Source organism: Stutzerimonas stutzeri RCH2, assembly GCF_000327065.1.
Lineage (GTDB): Bacteria > Pseudomonadota > Gammaproteobacteria > Pseudomonadales > Pseudomonadaceae > Stutzerimonas > Stutzerimonas stutzeri_AE.
This window is the reverse complement of record NC_019936.1, coordinates 2,379,869-2,403,186: the sequence shown is the minus strand read 5'-3', so window position 1 is coordinate 2,403,186 and position 23,318 is coordinate 2,379,869. Positions and strand designations below refer to the sequence as shown.

Annotated in this window: 22 protein-coding genes, 1 tRNA gene and 1 pseudogene; 10 read left to right on the top strand and 14 right to left on the bottom strand. The window is 61.8% G+C overall.

Translation table 11 applies throughout. The features are described from left to right. Positions 1-38: 38 nt before the first annotated feature. From PSEST_RS10990 to PSEST_RS10975, 4 genes are all read right to left on the bottom strand, one after another. The gene (locus tag PSEST_RS10990; protein ID WP_015277050.1) at positions 39-269 is read right to left on the bottom strand and encodes a thioredoxin family protein; all 231 of its coding nucleotides are present in this window, start codon (positions 267-269) and stop codon (positions 39-41) included. 8 nt (positions 270-277) lie between these two features. Beyond that, the gene (locus PSEST_RS10985) at positions 278-1,588 is read right to left on the bottom strand and encodes a permease (protein ID WP_232422552.1); all 1,311 of its coding nucleotides are present in this window, start codon (positions 1,586-1,588) and stop codon (positions 278-280) included. Between the two features lie 157 nt (positions 1,589-1,745). Continuing rightward, positions 1,746-2,825 carry an ACR3 family arsenite efflux transporter gene (gene arsB, locus PSEST_RS10980; RefSeq protein WP_015277048.1) on the bottom strand — a complete coding sequence of 360 codons (1,080 nt, stop codon included), beginning with the start codon at positions 2,823-2,825 and terminating at the stop codon, positions 1,746-1,748. A 48-nt stretch (positions 2,826-2,873) separates the two neighbouring features. Beyond that, positions 2,874-3,956 (bottom strand): ArsO family NAD(P)H-dependent flavin-containing monooxygenase, encoded by a 1,083-nt coding sequence (locus PSEST_RS10975; protein WP_015277047.1) that lies wholly within the window; start codon positions 3,954-3,956, stop codon positions 2,874-2,876. 196 nt (positions 3,957-4,152) lie between these two features. Here PSEST_RS10975 and PSEST_RS10970 point away from each other — a divergent pair, with 196 nt between their 5' ends. The 8 genes and pseudogenes from PSEST_RS10970 to arsJ all read left to right on the top strand — a co-directional run bounded on the left by PSEST_RS10970 (position 4,153) and on the right by arsJ (position 9,398). Beyond that, positions 4,153-4,566 carry an arsenate reductase ArsC gene (locus PSEST_RS10970; RefSeq protein WP_015277046.1) on the top strand — a complete coding sequence of 138 codons (414 nt, stop codon included), beginning with the start codon at positions 4,153-4,155 and terminating at the stop codon, positions 4,564-4,566. 10 nt (positions 4,567-4,576) lie between these two features. Next, positions 4,577-4,933, top strand: coding sequence for a metalloregulator ArsR/SmtB family transcription factor (locus PSEST_RS10965; protein ID WP_014820252.1), 357 nt, complete (start codon positions 4,577-4,579; stop codon positions 4,931-4,933). Between the two features lie 13 nt (positions 4,934-4,946). After that, a pseudogene (locus tag PSEST_RS10960) lies at positions 4,947-5,427 on the top strand (arsenate reductase ArsC). 19 nt (positions 5,428-5,446) lie between these two features. Beyond that, positions 5,447-6,160: an arsenical resistance protein ArsH gene (gene arsH, locus PSEST_RS10955; protein ID WP_015277044.1), complete on the top strand. Its 714-nt coding sequence runs from the start codon at positions 5,447-5,449 to the stop codon at positions 6,158-6,160. Between the two features lie 18 nt (positions 6,161-6,178). Further along, positions 6,179-6,673 (top strand): cyclin-dependent kinase inhibitor 3 family protein, encoded by a 495-nt coding sequence (locus PSEST_RS10950; RefSeq protein ID WP_015277043.1) that lies wholly within the window; start codon positions 6,179-6,181, stop codon positions 6,671-6,673. A 10-nt stretch (positions 6,674-6,683) separates the two neighbouring features. Further along, on the top strand, positions 6,684-7,010 hold the full coding sequence (locus PSEST_RS10945) for a YnfA family protein (RefSeq protein WP_003284967.1): 327 nt from the start codon (positions 6,684-6,686) through the stop codon (positions 7,008-7,010). A 25-nt stretch (positions 7,011-7,035) separates the two neighbouring features. After that, positions 7,036-8,040 (top strand): ArsJ-associated glyceraldehyde-3-phosphate dehydrogenase, encoded by a 1,005-nt coding sequence (locus PSEST_RS10940; protein ID WP_015277042.1) that lies wholly within the window; start codon positions 7,036-7,038, stop codon positions 8,038-8,040. A 143-nt stretch (positions 8,041-8,183) separates the two neighbouring features. Further along, the gene (arsJ, locus tag PSEST_RS10935; protein ID WP_015277041.1) at positions 8,184-9,398 is read left to right on the top strand and encodes an organoarsenical effux MFS transporter ArsJ; all 1,215 of its coding nucleotides are present in this window, start codon (positions 8,184-8,186) and stop codon (positions 9,396-9,398) included. Between the two features lie 33 nt (positions 9,399-9,431). On the opposite strand, the gene PSEST_RS10930 is transcribed toward arsJ, so the two are convergent. From PSEST_RS10930 to PSEST_RS10890, 9 genes are all read right to left on the bottom strand, one after another. Then, complete coding sequence (locus PSEST_RS10930; RefSeq protein WP_015277040.1) at positions 9,432-10,685, bottom strand: alginate export family protein; 1,254 nt, start codon at positions 10,683-10,685, stop codon at positions 9,432-9,434. 133 nt (positions 10,686-10,818) lie between these two features. Next, positions 10,819-10,998 carry a hypothetical protein gene (locus PSEST_RS22560; protein WP_015277039.1) on the bottom strand — a complete coding sequence of 60 codons (180 nt, stop codon included), beginning with the start codon at positions 10,996-10,998 and terminating at the stop codon, positions 10,819-10,821. A gap of 136 nt (positions 10,999-11,134) precedes the next feature. Next, positions 11,135-11,821, bottom strand: a complete 687-nt coding sequence (locus tag PSEST_RS10920) for an RES family NAD+ phosphorylase (RefSeq protein ID WP_015277038.1) — start codon at positions 11,819-11,821, stop codon at positions 11,135-11,137. Further along, entirely contained in the window at positions 11,821-12,228 is a 408-nt protein-coding gene (locus PSEST_RS10915) for a hypothetical protein (RefSeq protein WP_015277037.1), read from the bottom strand. The genes PSEST_RS10920 and PSEST_RS10915 overlap by 1 nt, the downstream gene beginning before the upstream one ends. Before the next feature lie 260 nt (positions 12,229-12,488). Beyond that, a tRNA-Leu gene (locus PSEST_RS10910) sits at positions 12,489-12,575 on the bottom strand. An 89-nt stretch (positions 12,576-12,664) separates the two neighbouring features. Beyond that, on the bottom strand, positions 12,665-14,944 hold the full coding sequence (locus tag PSEST_RS10905) for an ATP-dependent DNA helicase (RefSeq protein ID WP_015277036.1): 2,280 nt from the start codon (positions 14,942-14,944) through the stop codon (positions 12,665-12,667). Then, a complete protein-coding gene (locus tag PSEST_RS10900; RefSeq protein ID WP_015277035.1) occupies positions 14,941-16,578 on the bottom strand; it encodes a VRR-NUC domain-containing protein in 1,638 nt (545 codons plus the stop codon). The genes PSEST_RS10905 and PSEST_RS10900 overlap by 4 nt, the downstream gene beginning before the upstream one ends. Positions 16,579-16,717: 139 nt before the next feature. Beyond that, positions 16,718-18,106 (bottom strand): oxygen-independent coproporphyrinogen III oxidase, encoded by a 1,389-nt coding sequence (gene hemN / locus PSEST_RS10895; RefSeq protein ID WP_015277034.1) that lies wholly within the window; start codon positions 18,104-18,106, stop codon positions 16,718-16,720. A 235-nt stretch (positions 18,107-18,341) separates the two neighbouring features. Next, on the bottom strand, positions 18,342-19,961 hold the full coding sequence (locus PSEST_RS10890; protein WP_015277033.1) for a methyl-accepting chemotaxis protein: 1,620 nt from the start codon (positions 19,959-19,961) through the stop codon (positions 18,342-18,344). A 595-nt stretch (positions 19,962-20,556) separates the two neighbouring features. On the opposite strand from PSEST_RS10890, the gene galU reads away from it, so the two are divergent. After that, entirely contained in the window at positions 20,557-21,396 is an 840-nt protein-coding gene (galU, locus tag PSEST_RS10885) for a UTP--glucose-1-phosphate uridylyltransferase GalU (RefSeq protein ID WP_015277032.1), read from the top strand. Positions 21,397-21,430: 34 nt separating this feature from the next. Here the strand turns inward: galU and PSEST_RS10880 are convergent, their stop codons facing one another. Continuing rightward, positions 21,431-21,853, bottom strand: a complete 423-nt coding sequence (locus PSEST_RS10880) for a VOC family protein (RefSeq protein ID WP_015277031.1) — start codon at positions 21,851-21,853, stop codon at positions 21,431-21,433. A 70-nt stretch (positions 21,854-21,923) separates the two neighbouring features. Between PSEST_RS10880 and gorA the strand changes: the two genes are divergently transcribed. Continuing rightward, the gene (gorA, locus tag PSEST_RS10875; protein ID WP_015277030.1) at positions 21,924-23,282 is read left to right on the top strand and encodes a glutathione-disulfide reductase; all 1,359 of its coding nucleotides are present in this window, start codon (positions 21,924-21,926) and stop codon (positions 23,280-23,282) included. The last annotated feature ends 36 nt before the right edge of the window (positions 23,283-23,318 follow it).

Sequence of the window (23,318 nt, the reverse complement as noted above, 5' to 3'; positions counted from 1 at the left end):
CGTGCCGCTGGTGCGGCACGATCGAGGCACCGCATCACTCAGCCAAGCAGTTGCTGGAGTTCATCGCTGCTAGGCACCTTGCCTTCCACAACGATTTCTTCGTCTATTGCCAGTGCCGGGGTGCGCATGACGCCCGCGTCGATGATGGCGTTTACATCGGTGACCTTTTCGACCTCGAAATCGAGCCCAAGACGCCGCGCTGCTGCTTCTGCGTTGGCAGTGAGTTGCTGGCACTTGGCGCAGCCGGATCCATAGATAGTCAGTTTCATCGTCGTTCTCACATCAGTTGGCCATAGAGATAACCGCTGAGCGTGGCCATCACCACGACCAGCGAGCAGTACACGATCGTTTTCTGCGTGCCGAGCACGGTACGGATGACCAGCATGTTCGGCAATGACAGGGCGGGACCTGCCAGAAGAATCGCCAGCGCCGGCCCCTTGCCCATTCCGGCCCCCAAAAGACCCTCCACAATCGGCACTTCGGTCAGTGTGGAAAAGTACATGAATGCACCGAGGACCGAGGCGAGGAGGGTGGAGGTGAAGCTGTTGTCGCCCACAGCCCAGACGACCCATTCGCTGGGAATCAGCCCTTCGTGGCCGGGGCGGCCGAGCAGCATGCCGGCGATCAGCACCCCGCCAAGCAGTAACGGCATGATCTGTTTGGTGAAGTCCCAGCTCTGACCGACCCATTCCTGGCTTGCTGCGTTCTGGCGACTGGCCTGTAGCATCAATCCCGCGATGCCTATGACCATGGCAAGCTCCGGCCACTGAGGCGCAAGCAGAGCGCTCGCAGCGACCAGCGCGCCAATCATGAGCAACGGTCGTACCGACCAGTTCCAGCGACGCACCAGTAATGACGCCAGCAAGATGGCGAGGGTTGCGGTGATCGGCCACTTCCAGGCATGCACGGCCATCCAGGCCGAGTTCTCCGCGCTGGCCCAGTTGGCGAATACCAGAATGCCGATCATCAAGCTGAACAAGGCGACGATGTCGCCGAGCGGGTGCCCGTCGTCGTCGCCGGCGAAACCGCGGGCACTTTTGGCCGCGCGTGCAGCCTCCTCGCGGCGGTAGAGCAGGTGCATGATGGCGCCGATTACCAAGGCGAACACGATGGCACCAACGGCTCGAGCGATCCCGAGCTCGGCGCCAAGCACCTTGGCGGTGACTACGATGGCCATGACGTTGATCGCCGGCCCCGAATAGAGAAAGGCGATTGCTGCACCCAGGCCGGCACCGCGCCTGTAGATGCCGCCAAACAGCGGCAATACGGTGCAGGAGCACACCGCCAGCAGCGTGCCGGCGATGGATGCCACACCGAACGCCACGGGCTTCGGCGAAGCCGGACCAAGGTGCTTCATCACGGCGCCCTGGCTGATGTAGACGGCCATTGCGCCCGCGATGACGAAGGCTGGCAGCAGGCAGAGAATCACATGTTCACGGGCGTACCACTGCGTCAGGCGCAGGCCTTCCAGTACCGCGTTTTCGAAACGGGGCTGGCCCATCGGCAGGAAGAAGATCAGCAGGAACGCCGCGCACATTCCGAGCAGCACTTTGGCTTCGGTGGGATGGCCCCGCCAGAAGTTAGCCAAGTGCGCTCTCAGCGAAAGTGGTGTGTCACTGGTCGAGGCAGGCTGCTCTTGTGCGGGGCCGTCCATGTCTGTGGTCCTCTCAGGCGTCTGCATCGATGGTAGTCAGCCTGCGCGCCGCCCTGCTGATCAGGGTCAAGCGAAGGTGAGTGGATCCAGCTCAATCAGCCGGCAACGCCCGGTTGTACCAGTCACGGCTGCGGTTGATGCTGCGCACCAGCCAGAGCATGACCGGCACCTCGATCAATACGCCAACTACGGTCGCAAGGGCCGCGCCTGAATTGAAACCATAGAGCACGATTGCAACGGCAACCGCCAGTTCGAAGAAGTTCGAAGCACCGATCATCGCTGAAGGGCCGGCAACATCATGGTGAACCAGGAAGCGACGGTTGAGCCAGTAGCCCAGTCCGGCGATGAATAGTGTTTGCAGCAGGATCGGTATCGCGAGCATGGCGATGATCAACGGCTGGGCCACGATCGCTTCGCCCTGGAAGGAGAACAGCAGGACGAGGGTCGCCAGCAACGCCACGATGGAAAATGGCTGCACCTTCGCCAGTGCCGCCTGAAAGGCCGGCTCACCGCGCTTCATCAGCCGGCCGCGAATGAACTGGGCGATGGCCAGCGGAATGACGATGTACATCACTACCGAGAGCAACAGGGTATCCCAGGGCACTGGAATCGACGACACGCCGAGCAGCAGGGCGACGATTGGCGCAAAGGCAAACACCATTACCACGTCGTTCAGCGCCACCTGGGTCAGGGTGAAATTGGCGTTGCCGTTGCAGAGATTGCTCCAGACGAAAACCATCGCCGTGCAGGGTGCGGCGCCTAGGAGGATCAGGCCAGCCATGTAGCTATCGAGCTCGGAAGCCGGGAGCCACGGCGCGAAGACATGCTTTATGAATACCCAGCCGAGCAGGGCCATGGTGAATGGCTTGACCGCCCAGTTGACGAACAGCGTGATGCCCATGCTCGCCCGTTGTGCATAAACCTCCCGCAGCGCCGAGAAATCGATCTTCATCAGCATCGGGATGATCATCACCCAGATCAGCAGGCCGACCGGAATGTTCACATGGGCGATTTCCAGCGCGCCGACCGCTTGTGCGGCAGCGGGCAGTCCCAGACCGAGGAGGGTGCCGGCAACGATGCAGAGAAAGACCCAGAGCGTCAGATAACGCTCGAAGAATCCGAGCGGGACGCCGGCCGCTTTCTTCCCGGCCACTTCACATTGACTGGACATCGTTAATTACACCTTTTCGCGTGATGATCGGGATTGCATCGGTGGTTGCTAGGGGCGCTGCAGGGACGTTGCGGCAAGTGCCTGAACGAGCTCATCGACGGTACTTCGCGCCGTGCGGGTGACGCCGATCAGCGTGGCAGATGCCATGCCGGTCCAGTCGCCGTAGCCCACCAGCCAGAGATTGGGTTGCTTCACGACACGGGTGCCTTCTACCTGTACTTTGCCATCGGCCTCGATGATGCCGAGTTCACGAAGATGATCCAGTGCCGGGCGGAAACCTGTGCACCAGATCACCGCGTCCAGGTCCTCACGACGCCCATCCGCCCACTCGACTCCCGTTTCGGTGAAGCGCGCGAAGGGGCGCTCGGCCCCCAGAACGCCACGCTCGCGGGCTTTGCGCACCGGCGGCACCATGACGATGTCACCGAAGCCGCCGGCCGGCTCGTCGATGCTGCGTCCCTCCTGCTGCGCCTTCCAGCGCGCGGTGGCGCGCTCGAACAGCACGCGGCCGTCGACATCGTCGGGCAGAAACGCAGGTGGCTCCTGAGTGACCCAGCGTGTCTCGCTGACTCTGGATAGCTCGGCGAGGACCTGCGCGCCGGAGTTTCCACCGCCTACCACCATCACCCGTTTACCTGCGAAGGGGCCAGGGTCACGGTAGTGAGCCGAGTGAATCTGCGCACCCTGAAAAAGCTCGCGCCCTTCATAAGGCGGAATGAAAGGCTTGCTCCAGGTGCCCGTCGCACTGATGACTGCGCGAGCCAGCCAATGCTGATCGCCTGCTTGCACAAGCCAGAGATCGTCGAGGCGGCTGATCGTATCGACTCGAACCGATCGCTGAATGGGAAACCGGTAGCGATCTTCGTAACGTCGCAAATAATCGATAACATCGCTGCGCGTTGGATTGCCCGGCTCGACCGGAGCAGGCATCGGCCAGCCGGCAATCGAGCTCCAGGCGGCGGGTGAGAACAGTCTCAGCGACTCCCAGGCGTGCAGCCATGCGCCGCCGGGACTGGGCTGTTCATCCAACAGCAGATAGGACAGCGACGTGCGGCGCAGAAAGTACGCAGTCGTCAGGGCGGACTGTCCTGCGCCAATGATGATGACATCGAGAACATTGGGTGCTGTCATCAAGCGGCTCCCGTGAAGGCGGATATTCGTTCGAATAAATATATGCGATGCGGAATATACGCCTCTTGTTCCGGCGCAACAAACTCGCCTTCGACAGCGCCCAGTAAATAGCCAGCCTAGCTCGAGAGAGAGAGCTTTACTTGCTTATGCGCTAAGCAATATATTCGCCCAAGCATATCTTATGGGGAACGGCTTCATGGCCTACAAATCGCGTGTCCTGTTCGTCTGCGTCGCCAACTCGGCACGCTCCCAGCTCGCCGAGGCGTTGCTGCGGCATACCGATTCGGAGCACTTCGAGGTGTTCAGTGCAGGCACCGCTCCCACCCAGGTCGATCTACGAGCGTTGGCAGCGCTCGAGCAGCTTGGCGTTGCGACAGTGGGATTGCACAGCAAATCGCTGGAGGAAGTGGAAGGGCAACCGTTCGATTTCGTGATCACGCTGTGTGATAAGTCGTCATTGGAATGCCTTGCACTGCCTGGTGCGGGCGAGTACATCGCCTGGAACTTCGAAGACCCTGCCACTAGCGACCAGCCGGATGCCTACCGGCATACGCTTCACGAGATACATGAGCGGATCAAGATGTTCGTGTTGGTCAAGAACAAGCGCTGAGAAGATATCAATGGTCGAGCACCTGACACCTACCACTGTATTCAAATGCCTGGCAGACGAGACTCGCGTGCGGATCGCGTTGCTTGTCGCCCGTGAAGGCGAATTGTGTGTCTGCGAGCTGACCTGTGCGCTGGATGAAAGCCAGCCAAAGATCTCGCGGCATCTGGCGCTGCTGCGCGGATGCGGAATTCTGGAAGACCGCCGCCAGGGCCAGTGGGTTTACTACCGACTCCACCCGCACCTGCCTGACTGGGTGACCGACATGCTGCAGCCGATCCTGGCCGCCAACAAGAATTGGCTGGGCGATAACGTGCAGCGCCTCGAAAGTATGCGCAACCGCCCAGAACGCGCCAGCTCATGCGCCTGAATCAAGAACGACCATGAAGATTCTCTTTCTCTGCACCGCCAACAGCTGCCGCAGCATTCTGGCCGTGGCGCTGTTTAACCAACTCGCGCCGGCCGGCATGCGCGCGTTCAGCGCCGGCAGCGAGCCAAGAGGCGAAATCAATCCACTGACGCTTGAGGCGCTGGCGCGGGCCGGCATTGCGGCTGATGGCTTGTATAGCAAGAGCAGCGATGCGCATCAGGCGCTGAATCCCGACTTCGTCATTACCGTCTGCGACAAGGCCGCTGGCGAAGCGTGCCCGGTGCATTTCGGGCCAGCCACCAAGGCGCACTGGGGGCTTGCCGATCCTTCCGAGAGCGTCGGTAGTCCCGAGGAAATAAAAGCGGCGTTCGATGCCACGCTGGTCAGGCTCAAGCTACGTTTCACCGCGTTTCACCGCGTTTCTCGCGCTACCGCTCGCTCAGCTGGATGCCGCTACGCTGAGAACCGAGCTGGCGCGCATCGGCACACTTTGAACCTAGCAGGACATGCCTAATGAACGACGATCTGCCCAATATCGACCCAGGTCTGCTGGATATGCCTGACCTGGACAAGCTTGCTCTGCCGGCAGGTCCAGAACACAGGCCACGCATCCTGCTGCTCTATGGCTCTAACCGGGAGCGCTCCTACAGTCGTCTGCTGGTGCAGGAAGCTGCGCGCCTGCTCGAGCGTTTCGGTGCCGAGACGCGCATCTTCAATCCGTCCGGATTGCCGCTGCCGGACGATGCACCGGACAGCCATCCGAAGGTGCAGGAGCTGCGCGAGCTGATGCAGTGGTCGGAAGGTCAGGTGTGGTGTTCGCCGGAGCGTCACGGCTCGATGAGCGCGGTGTTCAAGGCGCAGATCGACTGGGTGCCGCTGGCCATGGGCGCGGTGCGGCCGACACAGGGCAAGACGTTGGCGATCATGCAGGTCAGTGGCGGCTCTCAGTCGTTCAACGCGCTGAACCAGATGCGCGTGCTGGGCCGCTGGATGCGCATGATCACCATCCCGAACCAGTCCTCGGTGGCCAAAGCCTTTCTCGAATTCGACGACGCCGGCCGGATGAAGCCCTCGGCCTACTACGACCGCGTGGTGGATGTGATGGAGGAGCTGATCAAGTTCACCCTGCTGGTACGCTGCCGGGCCGACTACCTGGTCGATCGCTATTCGGAACGCAAGGAGTCGGCCGAAGCGCTGTCCCGTCGCGTCAATCAACGCTCCATCTGACTTTCAGGAATCGCCCGCGTGTCCCATCCCTACAACATCCTCGATGTACCCGGCAGCGCCGGTCAGCTGATCTTCACACCGTGCCCCGGCAGCAAGGGCACCAGCGTCGATGAGGCGCTGGCTACCCTGCAAGCGGCCGGCGCTGACGCGCTGATCACCCTGATGCCTGCTGAAGAGCTGGCGCGCAACGAAGCGACGCAGCTGGCGCAGCTCTGCGTCGAGCGCGGCCTCGAGTGGTTTCACCTGCCGGTGGCTGACGAACAGGTGCCGCTGGCGGACTTCGACCAGGCTTGGGAACAGTCGGCGGATCGGATCAATGAGCTGCTGGATGCCGGCAAGCGCATCGCCATTCACTGCAAGGGCGGCTCCGGTCGTACGGGCCTGATCGCAGCGCGCATCCTGATAGACCGCGACGTGCCGCGCGCAACCGCCATCGCCAGCGTCCAGGCGTTGCGCCCCAAGGCTATCCAGCATCCGGCCCATGTCGGCTGGATCGAACGCTTCGGCGCATGACGGGCTTCGCATGCTGAATACGCTTGGCCTGTTCGTCATTACCGCGATAGCGGAGATCGTTGGCTGCTATCTGCCATACCTCTGGCTGAAACAGGGCAAGAGTATCTGGTTGCTGTTGCCGGCTGCGCTTTCCCTCGCGCTGTTCGCCTGGCTGCTGTCGCTGCATCCCACCGCCGCCGGGCGCGTGTATGCGGCGTACGGTGGCGTGTATGTCGGCGTGGCGCTGGTCTGGCTGTGGCTGGTCGATGGCGTTCGCCCGACCTGGTGGGACCTGCTTGGCTGCGCCGTGGCGATGCTGGGCATGGCGATCATCATGTTTGCGCCACGAACTTCCTGATTCACCTTTCAAAAGCGAGTCATCCATGAGCATCAAAGTTGGCATCAACGGCTTCGGCCGCATCGGACGTCTGGCACTGCGCGCAGCGTGGGACTGGCCGGAGCTGGACTTCGTGCAGATCAACGATCCCGCTGGCGACGCGGCGACCCATGCGCATCTGCTGAACTTCGACTCCATTCACGGTCGCTGGAAACACGAAGCGGGATCCGATGGCGACTGCCTGGTGATCGACGGTCAGCGGGTAAAGGTCAGCGCCAACAAGGCGATCAGCGACACCGACTGGTCGGGCTGCGATCTGGTCATTGAGGCCAGCGGCAAGATGAAGACCGTGGCGGTGCTGCAGCAGTATCTGGAGCAGGGCGTCAAACGCGTGGTGGTCAGCGCGCCGGTGAAGGAGTCGGGTGCACTGAACATCGTCATGGGCGTCAACGATAGTCTGTTCGATCCGGCGCAGCATCGCATCGTCACCGCGGCATCCTGCACCACCAACTGCCTGGCGCCGGTGGTCAAGGTGATCCATGAGCAGCTCGGCATCCGCCACGGTTCGATCACCACCATCCATGACCTGACCAATACCCAGAGCATTCTCGATCAGCCCCATAAGGACCTGCGCCGCGCTCGGGCCTCGGGCATGAGCCTGATTCCCACGACTACCGGCTCGGCCACGGCGATCGCTGAAATCTTCCCGGAGCTGCGCGGCAAGCTGAACGGCCATGCCGTGCGCGTGCCGCTGGCCAATGCCTCACTGACCGATTGCGTGTTCGAAGTGGAGCGCGCTACCGATGCCGCTGAGGTGAACCGGCTGCTCAAGGCCGCGGCAGAGGGCGAGCTGAAGGGCATCCTCGGGTATGAGGAGCGGCCGCTGGTTTCCATCGATTACCGCACCGACCCGCGCTCGTCGATCATCGATGCGCTGTCGACCATGGTGGTCAACGGCACTCAGGTGAAGATCTACGCCTGGTACGACAACGAATGGGGCTACGCCAACCGCACTGTAGAACTGGCGCGCAATGTCGGGCTGGCGGGGTGAGGCGGTCCTGATCAGAGTTTCCCGCCACTGAGCGCGGCGTGCATTGGGGTTAGGCGTTCTTTTCGACCATGGCCAAGCCCTTTGCCGTCGCCAGCTCAACCTGACCACGCAATACCCGCAGATCAATCAAACCGGAACCCCGCATGCAAGCCCTAGCCCGACTGTCTCCCGAGGTGCGCCAGTACCTGATCGTCACCGGTAATTACTGGGCCTTCACGCTCACCGATGGCGCGTTGCGCATGCTGGTGGTGCTGCACTTCCATGCGCTGGGTTACTCGCCGCTGCAGATCGCCGCGCTGTTTCTGTTCTACGAGGTGTTCGGGGTCATCACCAACCTGGTGGGTGGTTATCTCGGTGCGCGCCTCGGTCTGAATCGGACGATGAACCTTGGGCTGGCGATGCAGGTGGTGGCGCTGCTGATGCTCACCGTGCCGGCGGCGTGGTTGACCGTGCCCTGGGTGATGGGTGCGCAGGCACTGTCCGGTATCGCCAAGGACCTGAACAAGATGTCGGCCAAGAGCTCGATCAAGCTCCTTGTATCCGACAGCCAGCAGGGCACGCTGTACAAGTGGATCGCCATCCTCACCGGCTCGAAGAATGCGCTCAAGGGCGTGGGTTTCTTCCTCGGCGGCGCACTACTGACGCTGCTGGGATTCGCCGGTGCGGTCCTGACGATGGCTGCGGTACTGGCCGTGATCTGGATCGGCAGTCTGGTGCTGTTGAAAAAGGATCTTGGCAAGGCGAAGGCCAAGCCGAAGTTCAAGGACATCCTCTCCAAGAGTCCGGCGATCAACGTGCTGTCCGCGGCGCGGCTATTCCTGTTCGGTGCGCGGGACGTGTGGTTCGTCATCGCGCTACCGGTGTACCTGAGCACTGTCTTTGGGTGGGATTTCTGGAAGGTCGGCGGCTTTCTGGCGTGCTGGATCATCGGCTATGGCATCGTTCAGTCGATGGCGCCGGCCATTACCGGCAAGCGCAGCGGGCAGGTTCCGGATGGGCGCGCAGCCTTCATCTGGGCGGCGTTGCTGGCGGCGCTACCGGCGGCGATCGCTGCGGGCCTGGCAACCGGTGCGTCGCCGCAATGGGTGCTGATCGGCGGGCTGCTGCTATTTGGTGGGCTGTTCGCGGTGAACTCCTCGCTGCATAGCTACCTGATCGTCAGCTACGCCAAGGAAGATGGTGTCTCGCTGGATGTGGGTTTCTATTACATGTCCAATGCGATGGGTCGGCTGATCGGAACCTTGCTCTCCGGCTGGGTGTTCCAGGCCTACGGCCTGCAGGCCTGCCTGTGGGTTTCGTCACTCTTCGTGCTGCTCGCAGCGCTCATCTCGCTGCGGCTGCCTCGTCACGTGCGCTAGTCGGTCGGGCGCGAACGCCCGACCTGCACCCGCTCAATAGGTGTACTGCAGCTGTGCCCAGAGTTTATCGGTGTCCACCGAATAGTCGTCCGCGTCATAGGCGGCGTACTTGACCGTTGCGACCAGCCCTTTGACCAGCGGGATGGCGCGGCTGTAACCGATGTTGATCTCTTCCCCGTACTGCTCGCTGCCGCGCTCGGCGCGGAAGTCGTGGTACCAGGCCTGCAGCGTGCCGCCGAACAGCGGCAGGGTGCCGCCAAGATAGACATCCTGAACGCCGTCTGCCGGCGTCAGCAGGAAGGTATCCGCCCAGCCCTGAAAGGCGTGCTTGGTGGCCAGCGGCGTCTGGAATGCGCGATTGCCCGGCCCCGAGTCGCCGCCCAGTACTTCCACGCCCGCTTTCAGAGTCGCACCCTTGAGGGCATAGCCCAGCTCGGCCAGGTAGTACTCGCTGCTCAGTTCCTGTGGATTGCCTGCGTAGTCCTGCTGGCGTGCATATTCAAGCGCGTAGCTTAGGTTCTGGATGGCGCCGTTCAGACGCAGGCCTGTGGTCTTGCTGGACAGGGTGCCGAGCGCGGCGGCGGGTGCAGTGGCAATGTTGTCCAGCCCCAGCAGATAGCTGTAAGCGGTGGCCGTCAGCTCCGGTGAATACGCGTAGCGGGCGTTGAACAGATGACTGTGGCCTTCGATGTTGGCCGGGTTGGTGCGATTGTCGAAACGGTTGTCGCCCGGGCCAAAGATCGTGTTGATGTTGTCGATGTAGGCGTAGGTCAGCGTCAGCTTGTCGAGCGGTTGCAGTTGGCCCAGCACACCGTCGTAGGTCTGCTCGTTCTGCCGCCAACCAACCCCACCGACGAAGCGCTGATTGTCGAGATTTATCCGCTGACGGCCGCCGATGGCGCTGCCGAACGCATGCTCGTAGCGCAACAGCGCCTGGTTGATTTCGCTGCCGTCGGGATCGGGTACTGCCGAGTAGTCGGTCTGCCCGTTGCGAGTGCTGTTGTAGGCGGCGTCACCCAATCGGCTTACGTTGTCTGCTTCGACCAGCGCCGACAAGCCGTACCACTTGCCAGTCTGAACGCCGACACGGGTGCGCAGCGTCTGAGCGTTGGCGTGCTTCAGCGCGTTGTCCTGGTCGACGTGCTCATAGCGATAGCGCAGATCCAGAATCGGCTTCGCGTCGGTGAACAGACTGCTGAAGGTTTCCTGAGCGAAGACGGCTGGGCTGCATAACAGTCCAGCGCTCAGCAGGTAGGGAGTCAGGTGATGTGAGTGCAGGTTCTTCATGTGCCGCTCCGTTGTGGATATCGGAGCGAACGATAGGCTGCTTGCTATTTTTGCCATTGACAGCAATCAAGGGCGGCAAAAGGCTCTGGGACGGCCTATCGACGCATCCCGGTAGCTTTTCCGCACTGAATATCTAGTGGGGCAGGACGGCCCTCAGCATGCCGATATCGTGGGTAGCGCGCTGAATCAGCGCAGCGGCATTCGGCCCTGACTTGTCCTGGGCGTTGCGCCGGCCGCGACGCCAATGCGTCATAGGCTGCAGTGCGCTGATATCCGATCGGGTGACAAGTTCTTCGAGTGATCGCTTGCTCATGTTCGCGGCCTCACGTCGTGAGTTCGGTGGAGCGTCCGTGCGCCATGGGGGAGTCCATGAGCAGAGAATGCGCGCGGTTTGTTACAGCGGTTTGGCAGCGCCGGGCAGGCGGATGAACGGCGGCGCAGGCTGCGCTTCAGACCTCGCCGATCGCGCTGACGCTGGTGATGCCGGCGTTCCAGATCATCTCGTAGTGGGCGGTCTGGACGATGGAGAGGACGCACCGCGGCGTCATCAGCGCCCAGCAATGCTGGCCCGGTTTGCGCACGGAGTGATAGCGCAAACCCGGAAAGCCATCCTCCCGCAACCGGCGACCGAACTGCCGCGCTGCGGAATAGTCATTCGCAGCGTAGATTGGGTCAGTCGGTGTGATGGTCGTGGCGTCCAGCAGTCCTGCTTCATTGAACTGGCATGAGAGTCCGCGGAAAACGAAACGCTCGAAGTTCAGCCCCACGACGTTGGACCAATACAGCTCCTGATGATGGCGTACCTCGGCCAGCGCCGTTTCCATGCTGTCAGCCAGATAGAGCACGCCGTAGCTGCCATCGCTGAAGCGTGAGCCGGCGGGATTCACATGGGTGAAGGGAGCGGTGGCGTAGGAACAGCCGGGTACGCCGAACGGAATTTCCGAGCGGGGGATCAGTTCAAGGCGGCCCGTCTCGTTGTGCAGGCGCGGGTTGGTCAAAGCCTGCAGCTGGTAGAGCATTTCAAATTCATCGGCGTCGGCCACGTCATCGAACAGATCGATGGGCGGGAACTTCGAATTGACCAGCCGGTACGCCTGGAGTCGGCCTTCTGGCCGGACTGGCAGCCGTTGCGGCACTACCACTGCGCGCCCCGCATGCTGTCGATCCGCCGGAACGACTCGTACAGCGAAATCATGTCGCCCTGCGCCATGACCTCCAGCGGCGAGCGCCCATTGAAGAACTCGTTGTGGTTGGGCATGCCGGGAAAGCCGTAGGTATTGTCCGGGTTATCGAAGATCAGCCGCAGGGCTGCATGAATATTCAGAATGAAGCTCACCCGCTGCATCTGATCCGGATCCAGGCTGACCGACCAATCCGGATTGCGCAGCTTGGCCCGCGCATGGGTGCTGCGAGAAATGCGCAGAATCCGACAAGCCTGCTCGGTAGTTGCCTGCCATTTATCAAGAATGTTCACTGCGGCTCGTAGGCCGGTAGCGCACTGATCCTTGGTAAAGGTGACAGCTTGCTGAAGAGTCGCGCTCATAAATAATCGCCTCTTTTGAGTCTATGGATACACAATAGCACTATTTGTATCTGCAGATAAAAGAGTGATTAAAAGAACTCTCATCAACGAGCTCAGGCAGTCTTTGAGGTAAGTAAGACGAAGCGAAATTTCGTGTCGGTTAACCCGGAGCCAAACAGGTGTCTTAGCGCTGAACGTGTCTGGAAGCTTTGGCGTTAGTTGCGGAAACTGGAGTTTTACGGAATGCCGAATGGCAGCTAGCAAGGATAGCCAGCGAGAAGTGGTGCCCGGAGCGGGGGTCGAACCCGCATACCCTTTCGGATGAGGGATTTTAAGTCCCTTGCGTATACCAATTTCGCCATCCGGGCGGAGACTGCATTGCAGTGCGCCGATGGGGAATCGGCGGCGCAGGACTATAGCGAGCCTCCGAAGCCCACGCAACCAGAACGACCTGCGTTCAGCCACTGGAATTTCCCGATAAGGCCCACCAGCTGGGCAACAGGCGACGGACCTGCGAACGGCTGAAGCGGTCATCGATCAGGTGCACGACGCCCTCGTCCTGCTGTGTGCGGATCACTCGTCCGGCGGCCTGCACGACTTTCTGCAGGCCGGGGTAGAGATAGGTGTAGTCATAGCCGTGACCGCGTCCGAATAGCTCGTCGAGCCGTGTCTTGAACTGCTCGTTGACGGGATTGACCTGCGGCAGGCCAAGCGTTGCGACAAATGCGCCAATCAAACGCTGGCCGGGCAGGTCGATGCCTTCGGCGAAAGCGCCGCCAAGTACGGCGAAGCCGATCCCCTCGCTGTGTTCGGTAAAACGCTCGAGAAAGGCATTGCGCGCCGCTTCCTGCATGCCGCGAGTCTGTTCCCAGAAGGGGACATCAGGGTAGTGCTCGCGCAGCAGCGCGGTGACCTGCTGCAGATAATCGAAGCTGCTGAAGAAGGCCAGATAGTTGCCGGGGCGCTCGAGGTACTGGCGGGCAACCAGTTCGACCACAGCGCCCAGCGAGGCCTGCCGATCCTGGTAGCGGGTCGAGACATGCCCGGCCAGGCAGACCCGCAGCTGCCGGCTCTGGAACGGCGATTCGACGTCGATCCAGGCGCTGGCGGCAGGCAGGCCCAGCATGTCGGCATGGAACCTGCGCGGGCTCAGCGTGGCGGAGAACAGCACACTGGAGCGCGCCTGCGCCAGGCGGGGGGCGAGAAAAGGGGCGGGCACCACGTTGCGCAGACAAAGGATCGAACGACGGGCCTTGCTGCGAGCAGTCGCCGGCAGCAGGCTGACATCGAACAGCGAATGCGCGCCGAACAGCTCGGCGACCCGACAGAAATGCATGGCGTCGAAATAGGCCCGCTGCAGATCCGCATCCAGCCCTGTAGGCTGCTCGCCCAGATAGTCGGTGATGGCGCTGACGGCCTGCTGCAATGCACCCAGCAGCTTGAGCGGCAGCTCGGCCTGCACTTGGTAGGTCGCCACCTGCTCGCGATGCAGCTCGTTCCAGCAGCGCTGAACGCGGCTCAGCGGGCGCTTCAGCGGCGCGGGTGCCTTGCTGCTGAGACCGACGAAGGTGCGCTGGTCGAGTTCCGCGCTGTACATGCCGCGCGCTCGTTCGAGCAGGTTGTGTGCCTCGTCCACCAGCACGCATGCTCGCCAGTCGTTGCTCTGGGTCAGGCCGTAGAGCAGGGCGCTGATGTCGAAGTAGTAGTTGTAGTCACCCACCACAACGTCCGCCCAGCGCGCCAGTTCTTGGCTCAGGTAATACGGGCAGACCTCATGTTCGAGCGCAACGCCTCGCAGCGTCGCCTGATCGAGCATGCAATGTTGCAGCGCTGCGGCGCGAGCGGCAGGCAGACGATCATAGAAACCTCTGGCCAGTGGGCAGGATTCGCCGTGACAGGCCTTGTCCGGGTGCTCGCAGGCCTTGTCCCGCGCGATCAGTTCGAGCACACGCAACTCGCCCGCGCCACTGCGCCGTAGCGTGTGCAGTGCATCCAGTGCCAGCTTGCGGCCGGAGGTTTTCGCCGCGAGAAAGAACAGCTTGTCGAGCTGCTGGCCGGGAAACGCCTTGAGTTGCGGAAACAGCGTGGCAAGGGTCTTGCCGATACCGGTCGGCGCCTGCGCCATCAGCGTGGTGCCGGTGCAGGCCGCCTTGTAGACCGCCTCGGCCAGCTGCCGCTGGCCGGCACGAAAATCGTCGTGGGGAAAGCGCAGATTGGAAAGTGCCTGGTCGCGCGCGGCGCGGTGGGCCATTTCCTGTTCGGCCCAGGCGATGAACGCCTGGCACTGGGTCTCGAAGAACGCACGCAGCGCCGCTGCGGCGTGGCGTTCGACGAACAGCGTTTCCTTGTGGCTGGTGACGTCGAAATAGACCAGTGCCAGTTCGAGTTCATCGAGCCCACGCGTCTGGCACAGCAGCCAGCCGTAGAGCTTTGCTTGCGCCCAGTGCAGCTGGCGGTGGTTGGCCGGCTGGCGTTCCAGGTCGCCGCGAAAGGTCTTGATCTCTTCCAGGCGATTGCGCGCCGGGTCGTAGCCATCGGCGCGGCCGCGCACGCTCAGCTGCCCGTATTGCCCCTCCAGGGTGATCTCGCGCTCGTAGCCGTCGCCGCGCCTGGCGGTGACCTGGGCGTGCCCGGCGATGCCTTCCAACGCGGTGGGCGAGGGCGTGAAGCGCAGATCCAGATCGCCGACCTTGGCGGTGAATTCGCAGAGCGCGCGCACCGCGACCCGATAGCTCACGCCATGACCTCGGCCCACTGCACATGGCAGACCGCAATGGGCAGACCGTGCTGATGGGCATAGTCGATCCAGCGCTTCTGGTTGTCCTGCAGGCGATCGCCTGGGCCCTTCACCTCGATCATGCGATAGCGGCGCTCTTCCGGCCACAGCTGGATCAGGTCCGGCAGGCCGGTGCGATTGCCAGTGACGTCCACCAGGATGCGCTGGAACAGCAGCTTCAGGTGCGCGGCGGGAATGCAGTCCAGCGCCTGCGCCAACAGTTGTTCGTCGAGCAGGCCCCAGGCGACGAACGCGTTATGGATGCCGAGCTTCGCCTGGAAGGTGCGCCAGATGCAGTCACGGTAGTCATCGCTGTCGAGGCAGGCCAGGCAGGCGGCGAACAGATCAGCGCGGCGCTGGTGGAAGTCTGCGCGGTTCAGGTCGGCCGGCGCCCAGTGGAATGGGTGAAAGAACGCACCGGGCAACGGCGCGAAGATCGCGTCCCAGCAGAGCAGGCCGAACAGCGAGCCGACCAGGGCGTTTTCCACGTAATACACTGGAGCGTCCGGCGTCGTCAGATGCTCGCGCACCGCCTGTTCGACGCTGCAGGTGGGCCTTGGCAGGACCAGATCGAGCTGTTCCGGCTTGCGGCTGCGTGCTCGTTCGGTCGGGATGCCCAGGTTGCGTTGCAGTCGGGGCAGGATGCGCTGCAGCTGCTGCGCTTCATGTTCGCTTTCCGGCACAGCCCGGGCCTGAAGCAACAGATCCATCGCTGCCGCTGGCTGGCCGCAGCGCTCCAGTACCCGAATCGCCCGCTCACGCGCACCGGGATAGTGATTGGACGCGTGCACGCGCAAGGCCTCGTCCAACTCGCCGAGTCGCTCGAACTGCTGGCCGATACGCAGCAGCAGCTTGCCGCGGCGACTTTCCAGCCAGGCATTGCCGAACGGCGCAGCCGGTACTGCTGCCAGGATTTCCGCCAGTGGCTCACCGGCATCGAAGCGCTCGCGACAGCGATGCAGATGCAGATAGGCATCCAGCTCGGCACGCGAGCTGAACGCCCGCGAGGCGGGGGAAAAGGGCACCTGCTCATAGCGATAGACGCCCAGATCGGCCAGGACGAACTCCGACCAGTCCTGATGGATATTGCCGAAGAACAGCAGGCGCAACCGCTCGCAGAGTTCGTCGATGCACAGGGCGAACACTGCGTCCTCGGAACCCGCCCACCATGCCCCGAAGGGCTTGGCCAGGTCATGGACGGCATGCAGCCGTTCGAGCAGCTCGGCCTTGCGCAGTCCGGCCGCGTTCGCCGCGCCGAACAGCTGTAGCAGCTCGCTCTTGGTCAGTAGGCTGAACAGCTGTTCCAGGGTCAGCTCACGCCCGGCATCGATCCAGCCGTGCTCTATCAATGGCGCGGCCGCCTGACGCGGACAGCCGATCTCCCCGTAGCGCAGCTTGCTGGCCCGAAACAGCGCGCCCTTGCGCATCACCATACGCACCAGCAGCGCCTGGGACGGCTGTGGTAGTACGGCGAAACGCTCGATGAAGACGCGCTCTGTTTCGTCCAGCAGGTCGCCATGATGCCGGCCTACCCAGGCCAGAACCTGCTGGAAGTTGTCGAGATAGTAGAAGGGGTTTTCCAGGGCCTGGCGCATCGCACATCCGATAAAGCTGGGGCGCGGGCGGCCCGCTCGAAAGCTGGCTATTTATACAGTTCGAGCGATGTTTGGCAATGGCCGGTGATCAGCGGAAGCGGCGGGGCGGCTGGATGCCGCCCCTGAAGCGATGGAACGATCAGACCGTGCGCGAGAAGCGTCCGCGCTGTTCGCCACCGAGATAGGCATCGAAGGCCATGGCGACGTTGCGCATCATCAATTGCCCCTGCGGCAGGAGAATCAGCGCGTCGTCGCGCAGCTCCACCAAGCCATCGGCAACCGGCTCAGCCACTTTGGCCAGCGAATCGGCGAAATAGCTGCGGAAGTCGATGCCGTGCTTCTGCTCGATCTGCCGGTAATCGATGCGCCCATGGCACATCAGCGAGACGATCACGTCGCGGCGCAGGCGGTCGTCGTCGCTCAGCTTGTAGCCGCGGTGCACCGGCAGCATGCCCTCGTTGAGGCGCGCGTAGTACTGCGAGAGCTCCTTGACGTTCTGGCTGTAGCTGTCGGCGACCTTGCCGATGGAGGAAATGCCCAGGCCGATCAGGTCGCAATCGGCGTGCGTTGAATAGCCTTGGAAGTTGCGTTGCAGCGTGCCGTTGGCGCGCGCCAGGGCCAGTTCATCTTCCGGCAGGGAGAAGTGATCCATGCCGATATAGATGTAGCCGGCGGCGGTAAGGCGCTTGATGGTCAGCTCCAGCAGCTCCAGTTTGCGCTCGGGCGGTGGCATGTCCTCGGGACGAATCAGCTTCTGCGCCCGTACCAGCTCCGGCAGGTGGGCGTAGCTGTAGGCGGCGATGCGATCCGGGCGGATATCGATGATCTTGTCCAGGGTCGTGTCGAAGCTGGCCACCGTCTGCAGCGGCAGGCCATAGATCAGGTCGACGCTGATCGACTTGAACTGCGCATCCCGGGCAGCCTGGACCAGCTCGCGGGTCTGCTCTTCGGTCTGGATGCGATTGACGGCGATCTGCACCTGCTCGTCGAAGTCCTGCACACCGAAGCTCAGGCGATTGAAGCCCAGCTTGCGCAGGCCGTGGATCTGCTCGGGCGTGACGGTGCGCGGATCGACTTCCAGAGAGAACTCGTGGTTGTCGCTGTCATCCATGTTGAACGCCTGATGCAGACTGGCCATCAGGTCAGCCAGCTGCTCGCTGGTGAAGTAGGTCGGCGTGCCACCCCCCAGGTGCAGCTGCGTCAGTTTGCGTGAGCGATCGAACAGCTCGCCCTGCATGGCGATTTCACGCTTGAGGTACTCGAGATACTCGACCGCGCGATCGGTCTTGTGGGTGATGATCTTGTTGCATGCGCAGTAGTAACAAAGGCTCTTGCAGAAGGGGATATGGATGTATACCGACAGCGGCTTGGGCGGTTGCGCCTGATTGCTGCGTGCAGCCGCGGCGCGGTAGTCGTCCTGGGCGAAGGCCTGATGAAACTGCGGAGCAGTCGGGTAGGAGGTGTAGCGCGGACCGGGACGGTCGTATTTCTCGACCAGGGCCCGGTTGAAGCTCGGCAGTTGGTCCATGTTCGTTTTCACCTAAGGGTTGAATTCGGAGTCAGGCGCGGAACGCGGTCTCACCCTCGGGTGTGTCCGGCTCAGGCTGGTCGTGGGCGCGGATTATGGACGATTCGGTCCGGCGCGCCGACTGTCTCAGATCAAGAATAGCGCCCCGATGGCACCCCGAGCCGCACCGTTGGGCGATTCGGGGTCTGGATCGGGCCCCGCGGAAGCAGGGCGAGCAGCGGCCTCGCCACTGCGATCAGAGCTTGAACTGGCCGACCAGGCGGTTCAGTTCGGTTGCCAGGCGCACCAGCTCATCGCTGATCTCGGAGGTCTGAGTCGCGTCAGTCGAGGTGGTGTCAGCAATGCGGCTGATGGTCGAAATGTTGCGATTGATCTCTTCGGCAACCGCGCTTTGCTGTTCGGCGGCCGTGGCGATCTGCGTGTTCATTTCATTGATGGTGCCGACTTCGGTGGCTATCAAGCCGAGGCTCTGTGCGGCCTTTTCGACGCACTGCGACCCCGAGCGCGCACGCAGTTGTGCTTCTTTCATCGCTTGCACCGCATTGCGTACGCCGCTTTGTAGCTGTTCGATCATCGCCTGAATTTCTTCGGTGGATTTCTGCGTACGCGAGGCGAGGGTGCGCACCTCATCGGCCACCACGGCAAAGCCACGGCCTTGCTCGCCGGCGCGTGCCGCTTCGATGGCGGCGTTAAGGGCGAGCAGGTTGGTCTGTTCGGCAATGCCGTTGATCACACCGAGCACCATGTCGATGCTGGCACTGTCGCTTTCGACGCGCTGAATGACTTGCGCTGCTTTCTCGATTTCGGCGATCAGCACCTCAATGCCATCGAGCGCTTCGGTCGCCACCTTCACACCGGCCTTGGACTCGGTATCGGCTCCGGCGGATGCGGTAGCGGTCTGGTTGGCGTTGCGTGCCACTTCCTGCACCGTTGCACTCATCTCGTTCATCGCCGAGGCGACCATATCGGTCTCGCTGCGCTGCTCGTTGACTGCCGCCAGGGTCTTCTCCGCCACATGGGATACGCGCTCGGAGACATCGGTCAACTGATGGGTGACGCCGGCAACGGCTTCCAGGCTGTGACGGAACTTGCCGATCATCCGGTTGAACGCATCGCCCATGGCACCGATCTCGTCCTTGGCGCCGATTGCCACGCTGCGGCTCAGATCTTCATCTTCGGCCATCGCGTTCATGGTATGCCGCATGGCGTTGATGCGACGGATGATCACGTGGCGCACCGTCATGCACATAACCACCACGCCAATGACCAGCAGCAGCAACTGGATGGCGCCACTGATCATGATGTTGCGGTCGACCTCCTGATCCAGCGCCTTGAGGTCATAGCTGATGCGCACCGCACCCATCACCGCGTTCTCCGCGACCTGGTGACAGGTCAGGCAGTTGGTGCCACGGTAGTCCGCGTGGGCAAGGATCGGATTGATGACGGTCAGCACGCGGCCGCCGCTCTGCTTGTTGACTTCGATGATGCCTTCGCCGCTCAGTGCCCGGCGGTCCAGGGCGTCGACAGGGGACTGATGGTCGAAGCCCGGACCGAACACCTTGGTGACCTCGTCGCTGCGGATGATGCGGGCGTCGATTACACCTGGGCGGGCGAGAATCTTTTTTCGCAAGACCTCACGTTGCGCCATGGTGCCGGTGAGCATCATGGTGTTGATGCTGTCGAAATAGGAGTCAGCGGCATCCTTGGTCTGTTGCTCCACTACCTGCAATACCAAGCGCTTTTCCGTACTGGCGGCAATGAACAGCGAGGCGGACATGATCGCCACCAGCACCAGTACCAGGGCCAGATTGATTTTGGTCTGCACGGACATTTGTCGAGAGGCGGAGCTGTTCATGTTTTTCCTTAGGACTACTGCCACCGGAGTAGCTGCCATTGCGCACTATTGTTCTGTTTTCCCACGACGCCGCGATGGGTTAGCAATCTGAATCCCCTATCGGCGACTTGCCGGATTTCTTGAAGATCGCTGCGAATGCTAGCCATGCGCCATTACTGGGCGCGCTATGGTATTGCGTTCCGCTCTATATGGAGCGCATCGAGAGATCAACGGAATGTGCAAATACAGCTTTCAATGACCCAGATCAGTGGGGTGGCCCGTTCGTATGGGGGCAATCTGGTCATGCGCCTGTAACGACAGGCAGATGAAGATGCGGTTAATGCAATGCTCCATATGGGTGCAAATGAAAAGAGAGCAGTGACCTGCTTTACAGAATGGCAAAGCGATATTAGCGTTGCCGACCCGTCTGGATCGCGAGCGTAGAACCGCTCCGGGTGGCGGGCATATTTTCTGCATCTACCCATTGCGCTCGCTGCGAACCCCTATGGAAAACGATGGTCGTAGGCTCTACGCCGGCAAGACCGGGCAACACCGCAAGGCAGCTGCTGAATCGACAAGCAGTGCATCGACTGGAACCTTCATTTCAAGGACTCACATGATCAAAAAATGCCTTTTCCCCGCTGCCGGATATGGCACACGTTTTCTTCCCGCAACCAAGGCCATGCCCAAGGAAATGCTGCCGGTGGTGAACAAGCCGCTGATTCAGTACGGGGTTGAAGAGGCACTAGCGGCTGGGCTTAACCAGATCGCGATCGTTACCGGGCGTGGCAAGCGCTCGCTGGAAGACCATTTCGACATCAGCTACGAGCTGGAACACCAGATCCGCAACACCGACAAGGAAAAGTACCTGGTCGGTATTCGCCGCCTGATCGACGAGTGCAGTTTTTCCTACACTCGCCAGGTTGAAATGAAAGGCCTGGGTCACGCGATCCTCAGCGGTCGCCCTTTGATTGGCGACGAGCCGTTCGCCGTGGTGCTGGCGGACGACCTGTGCATCAACCTGGATGGCGATCCCGTGCTGGCGCAGATGGTCAAGCTGTACAACCAGTTCCGTTGCTCGATCGTGGCGATTCAGGAAGTACCGCCGGAAGAGACCAGCAAGTACGGCGTAATCGCCGGCGAGATGATCCGCGATGACATCTACCGCGTGAGTCACATGGTCGAGAAACCCAAGCCCGAAGACGCGCCGTCCAACATGGCGATCATCGGCCGCTACATCCTGACACCGGACATCTTCGACCTGATCGAGCAGACCGAACCGGGCAAAGGTGGTGAAATCCAGATCACCGACGCGCTGATGCGCCAGGCCCAGGATGGCTGCGTACTGGCGTACAAGTTCAAGGGCCAGCGCTTCGACTGCGGTAGCGCCGAGGGCTACATCGCGGCGACGAACTTCTGCTACGAACACTTCTACCTGACCGGTAAGGCGTTCTGAACAAATTGGGCCACCTTCGGGTGGCCCATTCGTTTCAGGGCAGTGGCATGTCTTCTGCGCCCGGGCCTAGCGGCTGTCCGTAGCTGAACTCGACATAGTTGCCCGCCGGGTCGCGCAACCCGCAGTAATAGCCCACCGGATAGGGTTCGTCGCGTGGCTCCCATATGAGACAGCCGTCGTCGCGCGCGCGGTCCGCAATCTCATCGACCTCTTCACGACTGGCTAGCGCAAAACCGAAATGACTGTAGTCGTTTGCTGCCAGCGCTCGATCCATGCCGCCAGGCATCATCACGAAAATGAACTCGCGTTCCTTTCCAGGCTCCGCCATCCAGACGATTCGTGAGCCCTTTCCAGGGCGCTCATGGAACACGTGCATACCGCAGAACCGCTCATAGAAGGCGATACAGGCGTCCAGATCAGGCACATGCAGGGCAAGGTGGGTGAGGGTGGGGCGCATGGGGCACTCCTTCGGTGAACCAGAGCGATTGCGTGGGTTATGCTGTCGCTACAGAAGGAGACAACATTACATGGCTTACGACTTCGATCTATTCGTCATCGGCGCGGGTTCCGGTGGTGTGCGTGCGGCGCGCTTCGCTGCGGGTTTTGGTGCCAGGGTGGCCGTTGCCGAGAGTCGCTATCTGGGCGGCACCTGCGTCAATGTCGGTTGCGTACCGAAGAAGCTGCTGGTCTACGGTGCCCACTACGCTGAAGACATCGGCCAGGCGCAGGGTTACGGATGGACCATCGATGGCGCCACTTTCGACTGGAATAGACTGATCGCCAACAAGGACCGTGAGATCCAGCGTCTCAATGGCATCTATCGCAGCATCCTGGTGGACAGCGGTGTGACGCTGTTGCAGGCGCACGCGCGGCTGGTCGACGCGCATACCGTCGAGGTCGAAGGCAAACGGTATAGCGCCGAACATATCCTGATCGCCACTGGCGGCTGGCCGCATGTTCCGGAAATCGCTGGTCGCGAACATGCCATTACTTCCAACGAAGCGTTCTATCTCGAATCCCTGCCGCGCCGCGTGCTGGTTGTCGGCGGCGGCTACATCGCCGTCGAATTCGCCTCGATCTTTCATGGCTGCGGCGCGGATACCAAGTTGCTGTATCGCGGCGAGCTGTTCTTGCGCGGTTTCGATGGCTCGCTTCGCGATCACCTGAAGGACGAGATGATCAAGAAGGGCGTGGATCTGCAGTTCAACGCCGACATCGTTCATATCGACAAGCAGCCCGATGGCAGCCTGCTCGCCACGCTGGAGGATGGTCGCACGCTGGAGGCGGACTGCATCTTCTACGCGACGGGCCGCCGCCCGATGCTCGACAACCTGGGCCTGGAACAGGCCGGCGTGGCGCTGGACGCTCGCGGCTTCATTGCCGTCGACGATGAATATCGCACCTCGGTGTCTTCGATTCTGGCAATCGGCGATGTGATCGGTCGTATCCAGCTGACGCCAGTGGCATTGGCCGAAGGTATGGCGGTTGCGCGCCGGCTGTTCAAACCCGAGCAATACCGCAAGGTCGACTACGCAACCATCCCGACCGCGGTATTCAGCCTGCCGAACATGGCCACAGTCGGCTTGACCGAAGAGGAAGCGCGCGAGAAGGGCTACAAGGTCACCATCTTCGAAAGTCGCTTCCGGCCAATGAAGCTGACCATGACCGATAGCCTGGAGCGCAGTCTGATGAAGCTGGTGGTGGACGCCGAAACCGACCGTGTACTCGGCTGCCATATGGCCGGGCCGGAGGCCGGCGAGATCATACAGGGACTGGCCGTGGCGCTGAAGGCAGGTGCTACCAAGCAGGTGTTTGACGAAACCATGGGCATTCACCCGACGGCGGCCGAAGAGTTCGTCACCATGCGTACGCCAGCTGCGATTTAATCGGGGGGAGGGGCGTGCCGGATGTAGCGGCACGCC